The sequence below is a fragment of the Pseudomonas sp. PGPPP4 genome, from assembly GCF_002256045.1.
In the GTDB taxonomy this organism is placed as follows: domain Bacteria; phylum Pseudomonadota; class Gammaproteobacteria; order Pseudomonadales; family Pseudomonadaceae; genus Chryseomonas; species Chryseomonas oryzihabitans.
On sequence record NZ_NKID01000026.1, the window covers coordinates 1 to 11,943 of the forward strand.

Consider the following 11,943-nt stretch of genomic DNA (forward strand, 5'->3'; position numbering starts at 1 on the left):
GTGGTGAACTTGCTTCTGAGATGAGTTGCCTCTGTGGTGAGCTTGCTTCTGAGATGAGTTGCTGTTGCTTCTGTGGTGAGCGGGCTTGCCCCGCGCTGGGCTGCGAAGCGGCCCCATTGAGAACACCGCGTTTCTTCAGGTAAATCCCGGGGGCAGGTTTTGGGGCCGCTTCGCAGCCCAGCGCGGGGCAAGCCCGCTCACCAAAAAGAACATGCCCACTCTCGTAATGCAGCCTTCAGCCCCGGCTTTGGCAATCGCTCCAAACCTGGCGAATCATCCTCTGCAGCCTCAACGCCTCGGCCCAGTGTGAGCTTGCTTCTGAGATGAGTTGCCTCTGTGGTGAGTTTGCTTCTGAGATGAGTTGCTTCTGCGGTGAGCTTGCTTCTGTGGTGAGCGGGCTTGCCCCGCGCTGGGCTGCGAAGCGGCCCCATTGAGAACACCGCGTTTCTTCAGGTAAATCCGGGGGGCAGGTTTTGGGGCCGCTTCGCAGCCCAGCGCGGGGCAAGCCCGCTCACTACGAAGAACATGCCCACGCTCGTAATACAGCCTTCAGACCCGGCTTTGGCAATCGCTCCAAACTTGGCGAATCATCCTCTGCAGCTTCAACGCCTCGGCCCAGCGATCACTGATTTCACGCCCGTCCGCACCGGTAATCGCATACGGCGGCGGGCCCAGTTCGCAGGTGAACGACAGACTCTGCCCTGTGTCCGGGCGAGCCAGCCAGTCTTCAATACCGTAGCGCCACCAGCCGGTAAACCGTTCGACCCAGGCGTGATGCTGGGGGAACTCCATTGAGACCTGAACCTGCTCGCTGCTGGCCACGCGCCCATGAAAGCCCCAACTGTGACGCAGGATCGTGCGGATCTGTTCATCGTCCTCCACCGCGCCCGGTTCGGGCAATTCGCGTCCGACCACGTAGTGGGACAGGTCGGCCAGCAACTTCAAGTCGGGCATTTGCGCCAGCAGGTCGAGGGTGAACAGCAGGTCGTTGGTCAGGCGATAACGGTGGGTTTCCAGCAGTACCGGGAAATCCACCTGCTCGGCCAGGCGCTGCCAACCTTCGACCAGCCGCGCCGCGTCGGCCTGGGTGCGCGGGCGTACGTCGGCTTGCAGGGTGAGGTGGTGGCAGCCGTAGCGGCTGATCACATCCAGTGCGGCGGCCAGGTCGTCCACCGACTGTGGGAAAAGCTGGCCTTCGATCTGTAAGCCCCGCGCCGTGGCCGCGGCGTGCAGGCGTGTCACCGCGGCGGGCTTCCAGTAGTGATCGGTGATGCCGTCGAAGCCGGCAGCGGCGATTCGATCCAACTGCGCTTCTAGCGGACCGGGCTCGGTTTGCATGGCCCACAGGGATTGGAACACTAGGAATCGGCGCATATCAGCTCCGCAGCAATTGTTTAAGGGACAGTTCAGGGTCCGCCAGGCTGGACGGGTTGAGCACCGTGCGCGCGGTGATCAGGCGCTCACACAGCTTGATGTCCTTGGCGACGCTGTTGCCGGGCGCCCAGCCGCACGCACCTTGCAACCGCGCGTCCGCATCGAGGTAGAACAGCAACAGGCCGCCGGCTGGCAAGACGCGACTGATCATGTGCGGGGTGATCACGCCCACGGTCTGCAAGCCCCAGTCGTACTGGTCGGACCAGAAGCCGGGGATCGCCTCAAAGGGGACCTCGCGCCCCAGCATATTGAGTGCGGCATGCCGCCCCTGAGCCTCGGCGTTGCGCCAGGTTTCCTGGCGTTGGTACTCGCCGCCGAGGCGAAACTCGCAAACGTCACCTGCCGCGTAGATGCCCGGCGCACTGGTGCGCAAATGAGCGTCAACGCGAATGCCCTGCCCCACCTCCAACCCCGCCGCCACGGCCAACTCGATGTTCGGTTGCATGCCGATGCCGACCACCACCAGGTCACACGGCAGCACCTGCCCGTCGACCAGTTGCACGGCATCGCCATGGATGGATTCCAGCGCCACGTTCAAGCGCACGTCCACGCCTTGCTGGCGGTGCAGATCCAGCAGCGCCTGGCTGATCACCGGCGGCAACACGCGGCCGGCCAGGCGCGGCCCAGCTTCGAGCACCGTGACTTCGCAGTCCATGCCTCGGGCAGTCGCGGCCACTTCCAGGCCGATAAAGCCGCCGCCGACAATCACCAGTTTCACGCCGGGCTGCAACGCGGATTTCAGTGCCAGCGCTTCATCGTGGGTGCGCAGGTACAGCACGTTGGCCTGTTCCTGGCGCAGACGCCGCGCCCTGCCCCCGGTAGCCAGCAACAGGCCGGCGTAGGACAGCCACTGGCCGTCGGCCAATTGCAGACGCTGTTGAAGCGGGTCCAATTGGCTGACGGGGTTACCCGCGATATGTTCGATGCCCAACTCGGCCAGCCGGGCGCTGTCGCACAGGCTGCATCCCGCCAGGTCCATGCTGCCCTGCAACACCCCCTTGGACAGGGGCGGCCGTTCGTAGGGCAAGTGCGGCTCGTCGCCGATAAGGATCAGGCGTGCGGTATAACCCTCTTCGCGCAGGGTCAGCGCCGCACGGCCACCAGCATGGCCGGCGCCGACGATGATCAAGGGTGCGTTCATGATCACGCCGTGACAGCGAGCAGTACCCGCCCCGCTTCGACCCGCACCGGGTAGGTCTTGAGATTGACGCACACCGGCGCGCCCATGGCCTTGCCGGTGCGGTAATCGAAGCGTCCGTTGTGCTTGGGGCATTCGATGATGTGGTCCATCACCAGGCCATCGGCGAGGTGGATTTTCTCGTGGGTGCACAGGCCTGCTGTGGCGAAAAACTCATTGTCCGCCGAGCGGTAAACCGCGTAGGTGTGCGGCCCGTGATCGAAGCGCAACACATCTTCTTCGTCTATTTCGCCCACGGCGCAGACGTCGATCCATTGATCGTTCATGGCGTTTTCTCTTGTTATAGATGAGGTTCAGCTGGCGGCGGCTTCGGCATGCATTGGGGCGCGGGCAGTCGGTTCCGCACTCGGGCCAATCGGCCTCTGGATGAAATACGTCGGGTCGCTGCGCTGCTTCAGGATCGTCGGAATGATCTCCCTGTACGCCTCGAAAATAGTGGCGTATGGCGGTGGGCAGTCATTGCGGATTTCCTCGTGCAACTGCGCAAGGGCGTGGTACGGCACCATCGGGTACATGTGATGTTCGAGGTGGTAGTTCATGTCCATGTAGAGAAAGCGCAGCACGCGGTTCATGTAGATGGTGCGGCAGTTGCTGCGGTGGTCGAGCACGTCTTCGGCCAGGCCCACATGCTGGGTGAGGCCAAACAGGTAGCCGAGCCAGGCGCCGTAGATACTCGGCAGCCCAACCAGCATCAGCGGCAACCAGCTGTGCAGGTACAACGCGGTGCCGATGACCACCGCATAAATGCCGACCCAGATCCGCGCGGCGCGGAACACCTTGGGCCATTCGGACTCGGGGATAAAGTCCGCTTCCTGGGCACTCATCTGGCCGGCCGCATGGCGCGCCACCCCGCTGAAGGTCTTCCAGGCCAGCGGCAAATTGAACAGGCTCAGAAACATCATCAACAAGCTCGGCGGACGCGGTTCGACAATCTCCGGATCACGGCCGACCACAATGGTGTCGGTGTGGTGCCGGGCATGACTCCAGCGCCAGACGTGGGGTTCGAAGATGCACATGAAACTCGCGACCTGGTACAGCACGTCGTTCATCCAGCGGGTCTTGAACGCGGTGCCGTGGCCGGTTTCATGCCAGCGCGGGTTGGACGCGGTGCCGTAGAGCACCCCATAGGCGAGGAAAAACGGCACGCAGGCCCAAGTGCCCCAGAACCAGTAGCCGCCGAAGCCGGTGGCGAACAGCGCGCTCACCCAGAGGGCGGTGTCGCGCAAGGCTGGGCCGTCGCGGCGCTGCATCAGTTCTTTCATGCGTTTACGGGAAATCGGCGATTGGTACCAACTGGCCGAGACCAGGCCTTTTTCAGCGGCGCGGGCGGCTTCGGGGCCGGTGAGGCTGTAGTCGCGCCGAGCGCTATGAACGGTGTGTTCGGGCATTGTTATTGTTCTCCGCAAGCGGTGGTTTCAGGTGCTTTGCGAAACCAACGATAGAGCGCAGCTAAATCACCCTCAAGGCCTTGAATCCATTCCCTATCAAGCTATCATCCAGGCCCAGCGGGGCTTGATAGTTTTCTATCAAGACGCTCAAGGGGGCTGTCATGAACAACAATAAACGCCCAACCATCGCCACCGTCGCCGCCCAGGCGGGCCTGAGTGTGGCCACGGTCGACCGGGTATTGAACGCACGCGCGCCGGTTAATCCGCAGACCGCCGAACAGGTGTTCCAGGCCGCCGAAGCCGTGGGCTACTTTGCTGCGCGGCTGATCGGCCAACGCATCCGCGAACGCCGGCCCACCTATCGCTTCGGCATCCTGTTGCTGGGTACAGCCCAGGCGTTCTATGCCAACTTGGCGCAGGCGATTGCCGACGCCGCCGAGCATCACGGCACCGCCAACCTGACCTGCCAATTCGACTACATCAACGACCGCACACCCAGCGCCATCGTCACGCAGATCGAACAACTCGCCGTGCAGTGTGATGCCCTGGCGGTGGTCAGCTTTGCCCACCCGTTGATCAATGCTTGCCTGGCGCAGATCCGCGAAGCTGGCGTGCCGGTGGTCGCCCTGCTCTCGGATATCCACGAGCACGCCTTGGAACCTTATGTCGGCCAGGACAACCACGTGGTCGGACGCACCATGGGCTGGTTGCTCGCCCGCACCTGTGGCGCACGCAAAGGCAGCGTCGGGATTTTATTGGGCGGCCACCGGTTTCTGGGGCATCAGGCACGGGTCGAGGGCCTGCACAGCTACCTGGCCGAACACGCACCTGGGCTCAAGCCACTTGAACCACTGATCAACCTGGACAACTGCGACATCACCGAAGAAGCCACCCTCGATCTGCTCACCCGCCACAGCGACCTGCGCGGCCTGTGCGTGGTGGGCGGCGGCGGCGACGGTATCATCAGCGCCCTGGCGCAGTTGCCCAAGCGCCCGGCGTTGTGCTGCATTTTGCAGGAGTCCACGGAGCTGTCTCGCCAGGCGCTGCGCCAGGGGTTGGTTGATGTGGTGATGGACTCGCAGCCACGGCAGACGGCGGTGGCACTGGTGGAGTTGTTGGTGCAATTGCAGAGTGCCGAGGGGTTTGATCCGGTGCGGCATCGGGTGCATATAGCGCCGCAGATTGTGACCTCCGAGAACATGGGGGCCTGATACATGAAGATCAGCAGGTGGGAGGGACTTGCTTGCAATAGCAGTGGATCAGTCGACATCTATTGATCTGCACCACCGCTATCGGGGGCAAGCCCCCTCCCACACTTGGATCTCAATCAGTCCAGGTCGCTCGCGTCATGCCGCTCGGCCAACTGTTCCTGGGGTTCGCCAGACACCCGGTTCACCCGCCGGCCACGCTGCACCGCCGGCCGTGCATCAATCGCATCGGCCCAGCGCTGCACATGCTTGTACTCATGCACCGACAAAAATTCCGCCGCTCCATACAAGCGGCCTTTGACCAACCCGCCGTACCACGGCCAGATCGCAATATCGGCAATGGTGTATTCATCACCGGCAATGTACTCACTCACCGCCAGGCGCTTATCCAGCACGTCCAGCTGACGCTTGGCCTCCATGGCGAAGCGGTTGATCGGGTATTCCATCTTGCTCGGCGCGTACGCGTAGAAATGCCCGAAGCCACCGCCCAGGTAGGGCGCACTGCCCATCTGCCAGAACAACCATGACAAACACTCCGCACGGGCCGCAGGCTCGGTGGGGAAGAACGCGCCGAACTTCTCGGCCAGGTAGTGCAGGATCGCGCCGGACTCGAACACACGAATCGGCGTGGGCCCGCTGTGGTCCATCAAGGCGGGGATCTTGGAGTTCGGGTTCACGCCGACAAAGCCGCTGCCAAACTGATCGCCGTCGCCGATCTTGATCAGCCAGGCGTCGTATTCCGCACCGCTGTGCCCCAGGGCCAGCAACTCTTCGAGCAGGATAGTGACCTTCTGCCCGTTGGGCGTGGCCAGGGAGTACAGCTGCAACGGGTGCTTGCCGATGGGCAGTTCTTTGTCGTGGGTCGCACCGGCGATGGGCCGGTTGATGCTGGCGAAGGTGCCGCCGCTTTCGGTTTCCCAGGTCCAGACTTTCGGGGGTACATATTCGGTCATGCTTACGGCTCCAGAAGCGTTTGCGATCAGCGAAGCGCTTGAGACTAAACCAAAGACGGGTGGTGCGTCACACTCCCCGCCGCAGCGTGCCGGGGCACCTGCACTCGCAGCGCGATCAACAAGGCCGCCAGCAGCATCAAGCAGCCCGCGCCCAGAAACACCCCGTCGATGCCGGTGGCACTGAACATCGCGCCCCCGCCCGCCGCACCCGCCGCGATGGCCGATTGCACCGAAGCGACCACCATGCCACCGGCACTTTCGGCCTGATCCGGCACCGCACGCGCCACCCAGTTCGACCACGCCACCGGCACCCCGCCAAAGGCCATGCCCCACAGCGCCAGGAGCAATGCCTGACCCGGCAGTGACGCGGGCAGCAACACCAGGGCCAACGCAGCGACGCCCACCAGGACCGGCATCAACACCAGGGTTCCCCGCGGGTTGCGCACCAGCAACCACCCGGCCAGCAGCGTACCGACAAAATTCGCCGCGCCAAACCCCAGCAGCATCAACGCCAGCCCTTGGGTGCCGACCCCGGTGGCGCTTTCCAGAAACGGGCGAATGTAGGTAAACAGCGCGAAGTGCCCGGTGTGCACCAGCACGCAGCCGAACATGCCGATGGCAATGCCGGGGCGCAGTAGTACATCAAGCACGGTGCGCAGGCGCGCGGTGCCGCTGGGTGCCAGGCGCGGCAGCGTGAACAGCTGGAAGGCCAGGGTCACCACGCCGACGGCGGCCGCAGCCACAAATGCACTGCGCCAGCCATACAGGTCCCCCAGGTAGCTGCCCAATGGCACCGCGACCACGGTACCCACCGCAATGCCGCTGAAGATGATCGACAAGGCACGTGGCAGCAACGCCGCCGGTACCAGACGCATCGCAACGGCCGCCGCCATGCTCCAGAAACCGCCGAGGGCAATGCCCAGCAGGATGCGCATCAACAACAGCACCAGGAGGCTGGACGAGAACGCCACCAGCAGGTTGGACGCAATCATCAGCGTGGAGAACCCCAGCAGCACCAGGCGCCGGTCAATGCCGCGCGTCAGGCTAGGCAGCAGCAAACCGGCGAACAACGCCACCACCGCCGTGACCGTGACCGCTTGCCCGGCCAACGCTTCCGACACGCCCAAGTCCAAGGCCATCGGCGTCAGCAGGCTGGCCGGCAGGTACTCCGCCGTGAGCAGGCCGAACACGCCCATCGCCAGGGAAAACACCGCCATCCAGGCCGGCGTGGTCGGTTCTGCCCTGCCATCGACAGGGGCATGGGACACACAATCATTCATCACAGGACATCCTCAGGCATTTACGTGATGGCCAGTCTAGGTATGCCCATCAGGATGATCTATGATTCAAACCCTTGAGTTCTTGACCGAAACCCCGAACATGCCAGCCGACAATGCATTCAACCTGTCCTCCGAGCTGATCAATGAGCTGCTGCGCAGCATGCGCCTGCGCGGCGTGCAGTACCGGCGCATCCAGGCCGGGCCGGTGTTCGGTATCAGCTTTGCGGCCAAGCCCGGCCACGCGTATTTCCATTTCCTGGCCGCCGGCTGCGCGACCCTGCGCCTGCACGACGGCAGCCTCTTTGAGTTGTCGGCCGGCAATGCGGTGTTTATCGCCCACGGTGGCGCCCATGCGCTGCTGTCCAAACCGGATGACCCCGTGCAGGACATCGCCAGCTTCGACGCTGCACCGCTGGGCGATACCGTGTGCGCGGTGAATGCCTCGCCCTTTGCTCCCTCCAGCACCCTGCTGTTCAGCGCCTGCATGGAGTTCGAGCTCGACAGCATCCAGGGCCTCGGCAACCTGATGCCGGCCTTGATGCTGATCGACGCCGGCGGCCAACGTTACCCCGGCTTGATGCCGATCCTGGCGGTGATGGAACGCGAAGTCTCCAGCGCCCGCGTCGGTTATGCCGGCATCCTTGCGCGCCTGGCCGATGTGGTGGCGGCGATGATCGTGCGGGGCTGGGTCGAGTGCGCCTGCGCCAATGCTTCGGGTCTCGCGGCCGCGTTGCGCGACACCCGCCTGGCCGGCGCCCTGCTCGCCCTGCACCAGCAACCGGGGCGCGACTGGAGCGTGGCCGAACTGGCGGCGCACTGTCATACCTCACGCTCGGTGTTCGCGGATCGTTTCCAGGCGACCCTGGGGGTACCACCGCTGCGTTACGTGACCGAGCTGCGCATGCGCCTCGCCAGCCAGTGGCTGACCCTGGAGCGGCTGCCCATCGAAGAAGTGGCGTACCGCCTCGGCTATACCTCCCAGGCGGCCTTCAGTCGCGCCTACAAACGCATCACCGGGCAACCGCCGGGCGCCAGCCGCCAAGGCTTCAGGAGCCCGGCATGAACGCCGGGCTGGAAGACATCCTCGCCGACCACCTGAACGTGGTGTTCTGCGGCATCAACCCCGGCAAGGGTTCCGCCGCCCTCGGCCTGCACTTCGCCAACCGCAGCAACCGCTTCTGGCGCGCCTTGCATCTGGCCGGGTTCACCCCCCACGAAATCCGCCCGGAACACGGCCGCACGCTGTTGCACTACCACTGCGGCCTGACCACGTTGGTGGAACGCCCCACGGCCAGCGCGGACGAATTGGCACGGCATGAGTTCACCCAGGCCGCGACGGGCTTCGAACAGAAGATCCGCCACTGCGCGCCGCGCTTCGTAGCGTTCCTGGGCAAGCCCGGCTACAGCGCATTGAGCGGCCAGCGCGAGATCGCCTGGGGCTTGCAGCCAACGGTGTTGGGCGGTGCGTCAGTGTGGGTGCTGCCCAACCCCAGCGGACGCAACCTGGCGTTCAGCCTGGAGCAGTTGGTGCAGGCGTATCAACAATTGCGCCGGGCGACCGAGTGCCCTTAATCTCTTGAGCTCATCACCCTGATAGCAATGGAGGCTTCATGAAACTGGTCGGCATGCTGGACTCGCCTTACGTACGCCGCGTGGCAATTTCCCTGGATCTGTACGGGGTGAGTTTTGTGCATGAACCCTTGTCCGTGTTCAGCACCTTCAACGAATTTGCGCAGATCAATCCGGTGGTCAAGGCCCCTACCCTGGTGCTGGACGATGGCACGGTATTGATGGATTCCAGCTTGATCCTGGAGTACCTCGAAGCCTTGGCCTCGTCGGACAAAAAGCTGCTGCCCCAGCAACCTGCGGCACTTGCCAAAGACTTACACGTTCTGGGGTTGGCGCTGGCGGCCTGTGAGAAGAGCGTGCAGATCGTCTATGAGCACAACCTGCGCCCGGCCGAGAAGCTGCATGCGCCGTGGCTTGAGCGCGTGACCGGCCAATTGCTCGCGGCTTATGCGTTGCTGGACAAGCAGCTGGGCGACAGCGAAGCACTGACCCAGGCGTCGATTACGGCGGCGGTGGCGTGGTCGTTCAGCCAGTTCACAGTGGCGTCGGTGGTCAAGGCGGATGCGTTCCCCAACCTGGCCCGGCATACCGAACGGCTGGAGCAGCATGCGGCGTTCAAGCGTTACCCCATCGCCTAAGCACCGCAGTTCAAATGTGGGAGGGGGCTTGCCCCCGATAAGGGTGGGTCAGTCATAGAAGTACTGCCTGAACCACCGCTATCGGGGGCAAGCCCCCTCCCACATTGGTCTGTGTTGTCTGAGAGAGGGTGTTCGGCTCAGACCCAACCGCCATCCACAATAAAGTTCTGCGCCGAACACATCGCCGAGGCATCCGAGGCGAGAAACAACGCCATATTGGCGATGTGTTCCGGCAGGACGCTGCCGGGCAGGCACTGGCTGCGGGCGATCAGTTCCTTGGCCGCATCGTCCACCCACATCGCCAGTTGCTTCTCGGTCATGACCCACCCCGGCACCAACGTGTTGACGCGGATATGGTGAGGCCCCAACTCCCGCGCCAACCCCCGGGTCATGCCGTGGGCAGCGGCCTTGCTGGCGGCGTACACCGGGTAGCCGGCGGAAGCCATCATCCAGCCGACCGAGCCGAGGTTGATGATCGCGCCGCCGCCGGCAGCTTTCATCATCGGCACCACGGCCTTGGCCGCAAAGAAGGCGTGCTTGAGGTTGACTGAGATCAGCTTATCGAAGGTGTCCGAGTCGACTTCCTCCAGGGTGTGACGCACGTCGTTGGCGGCGTTGTTCACCAACACGGTGATCGGCCCCAACGAATGCTCGAAACGCTCGATGGCGGCCTTGTAGGCGATTTCATCGGTGATGTCGCAGCACACGAATTCCACCGTATGCCCCTTCGAGCTCAACAACGCGGCCAGCCGATCGCCCTGGCTTTGCGCGCGGTCCACAAAGCCGACCTTGGCGCCTTGCGCGGCAAAGGCCCGCACCATGAACTCACCGATGCCCGAAGCACCACCAGACACCAGCACGGTTTTGCCTTCAAGGTCCGGATAAACAGCCTGCGCAGTACTCATATAACGGTTGCCTCGATCAATTAGTCTTATTTTATTTTACGAAATTGGCGTTAAAGGCTATAAATTCGCTGTCACACCAACAAAATATCGCTATTAGTAGAACTATTTCACTCAAAACAACAAAAGGAAGTTCGACCATGAAGCACCCTCGATACCTGCTGTCTGGCCTGGCGCTGTCCATGATGATCGCCAGCGGCGGCGCCCAGGCGGCCGGCCTGAGCAGCGAGCAAAAACCTTTCGGTAAAACCAACGACGGCACCGCCGTCGAACAATACATTTTGCGCAACAGCCACGGCATGCAAGCCACGGTGATTACCTACGGCGGCGTCTTGCAGTCGCTGAAAGTGCCGGACAAACACGGCAAGGTCGACGATGTAGTGCTGGGCTTTGACGACGTGCAAGGCTATCAGAGCGGTACGGCATTCTTCGGCGCGACCATCGGCCGCTTTGGCAACCGCCTGGCCGGTGGCGCCTTTGAACTCGACGGCAAGCGCTTCCAGGTGCCGCTCAACGATGGCCCCAACTCGCTGCATGGCGGCGCCCAGGGCTTCGACAAGCAGGTGTGGAAGGCCGAGACGGTCAAGGACAAGGACTCAGTCGGCGTGAAGCTGAGCTACCTGTCCAAGGACGGCGAGATGGGTTTCCCCGGTAATCTGAAAACCGAGGTCACATACCGCCTCAACGACAAGAACGAACTGCACATCGACTACACCGCCACCACCGATAAACCTACGGTGCTCAACCTCACCAATCACAGCTACTTCAACCTCGCCGGTGCAGGCAATGGCGACATTCTCAAGCAAGTCGCGACCTTGCACGCCAGTCATTACACGCCAGTGAATGCCACCCTGATTCCGACCGGCGAACTGGCGCCCGTCAAGGGTACGCCGATGGACTTCCTGAAACCGACGCCGATCGGCCAGCACATCAAGGAGGATCATCCGCAGCTCAAATTTGCCGAGCCAAAGCAAGGTGGGTTTGACTTCAACTGGGCGCTGGACACCAAGGGGGACGTGAAGCAACTCGCCGCCGAGGTGCATGACCCAGAGTCAGGCCGGCGTTTGCAGCTCTACACCAGCGAACCGGGCGTGCAGTTCTATACCAGCAACTTCCTTGATGGTTCGGTGAAGGGTAAAGGCGGCAAGACTTACCTGCACTGGAGTGGTTTTACCTTGGAGACCCAGCACTATCCGGATGCACCTAACCAACCAAACTTCGCCTCAACTCGCCTGAACCCAGGACAGACCTACACCCAGAACACCGTCTTCAAATTCACCGCCGATTAAAACTGTGGGAGGGGGCTTGCTCCCGATTGCAGTGTGTCAGCCTGCACATTTGTCTCTGACACACCGCCATCGGGAGCAAGCCCC

12 protein-coding genes are annotated in these 11,943 nt (G+C 62.9%); 5 read left to right on the plus strand and 7 right to left on the minus strand.

What is annotated here, in order from left to right:
* Positions 1–549 precede the first annotated feature (549 nt).
* The 4 genes from CFE50_RS22545 to CFE50_RS22560 are packed head-to-tail and all read right to left on the minus strand — an operon-like array spanning position 550 to position 4,020.
* The gene (locus CFE50_RS22545; RefSeq protein ID WP_095186014.1) at positions 550–1,374 is read right to left on the minus strand and encodes a sugar phosphate isomerase/epimerase family protein; all 825 of its coding nucleotides are present in this window, start codon (positions 1,372–1,374) and stop codon (positions 550–552) included.
* Between the two features lies 1 nt (position 1,375).
* A complete protein-coding gene (locus tag CFE50_RS22550; protein ID WP_122753509.1) occupies positions 1,376–2,575 on the minus strand; it encodes an NAD(P)/FAD-dependent oxidoreductase in 1,200 nt (399 codons plus the stop codon).
* Between the two features lie 2 nt (positions 2,576–2,577).
* Entirely contained in the window at positions 2,578–2,898 is a 321-nt protein-coding gene (locus CFE50_RS22555) for a MocE family 2Fe-2S type ferredoxin (RefSeq protein ID WP_032888397.1), read from the minus strand.
* Between the two features lie 27 nt (positions 2,899–2,925).
* A complete protein-coding gene (locus tag CFE50_RS22560) occupies positions 2,926–4,020 on the minus strand; it encodes a fatty acid desaturase family protein (protein WP_181644483.1) in 1,095 nt (364 codons plus the stop codon).
* Positions 4,021–4,181: 161 nt separating this feature from the next.
* On the opposite strand from CFE50_RS22560, the gene CFE50_RS22565 reads away from it, so the two are divergent.
* Entirely contained in the window at positions 4,182–5,231 is a 1,050-nt protein-coding gene (locus CFE50_RS22565) for a LacI family DNA-binding transcriptional regulator (RefSeq protein ID WP_181644484.1), read from the plus strand.
* A 116-nt stretch (positions 5,232–5,347) separates the two neighbouring features.
* On the opposite strand, the gene yghU is transcribed toward CFE50_RS22565, so the two are convergent.
* Both yghU and CFE50_RS22575 read right to left on the minus strand, forming a co-directional pair.
* Complete coding sequence (yghU, locus tag CFE50_RS22570) at positions 5,348–6,181, minus strand: glutathione-dependent disulfide-bond oxidoreductase (RefSeq protein WP_032888385.1); 834 nt, start codon at positions 6,179–6,181, stop codon at positions 5,348–5,350.
* Between the two features lie 44 nt (positions 6,182–6,225).
* Positions 6,226–7,461, minus strand: a complete 1,236-nt coding sequence (locus tag CFE50_RS22575) for an MFS transporter (protein ID WP_181644485.1) — start codon at positions 7,459–7,461, stop codon at positions 6,226–6,228.
* Between the two features lie 100 nt (positions 7,462–7,561).
* On the opposite strand from CFE50_RS22575, the gene CFE50_RS22580 reads away from it, so the two are divergent.
* The 3 genes from CFE50_RS22580 to CFE50_RS22590 are packed head-to-tail and all read left to right on the plus strand — an operon-like array spanning position 7,562 to position 9,668.
* The gene (locus CFE50_RS22580; protein ID WP_181644488.1) at positions 7,562–8,524 is read left to right on the plus strand and encodes an AraC family transcriptional regulator; all 963 of its coding nucleotides are present in this window, start codon (positions 7,562–7,564) and stop codon (positions 8,522–8,524) included.
* On the plus strand, positions 8,521–9,033 hold the full coding sequence (gene mug, locus CFE50_RS22585; RefSeq protein WP_032888378.1) for a G/U mismatch-specific DNA glycosylase: 513 nt from the start codon (positions 8,521–8,523) through the stop codon (positions 9,031–9,033). Before CFE50_RS22580 ends, mug begins: the two co-directional genes overlap by 4 nt.
* 38 nt (positions 9,034–9,071) lie before the next feature.
* Positions 9,072–9,668 (plus strand): glutathione S-transferase, encoded by a 597-nt coding sequence (locus CFE50_RS22590; protein ID WP_181644486.1) that lies wholly within the window; start codon positions 9,072–9,074, stop codon positions 9,666–9,668.
* 137 nt (positions 9,669–9,805) lie between these two features.
* Here CFE50_RS22590 and CFE50_RS22595 read toward each other — a convergent pair whose 3' ends face one another.
* Positions 9,806–10,573, minus strand: a complete 768-nt coding sequence (locus tag CFE50_RS22595; protein ID WP_032888373.1) for an SDR family NAD(P)-dependent oxidoreductase — start codon at positions 10,571–10,573, stop codon at positions 9,806–9,808.
* A 137-nt stretch (positions 10,574–10,710) separates the two neighbouring features.
* Between CFE50_RS22595 and CFE50_RS22600 the strand changes: the two genes are divergently transcribed.
* Entirely contained in the window at positions 10,711–11,859 is a 1,149-nt protein-coding gene (locus CFE50_RS22600) for an aldose epimerase family protein (RefSeq protein ID WP_122681465.1), read from the plus strand.
* Positions 11,860–11,943: the final 84 nt, after the last annotated feature.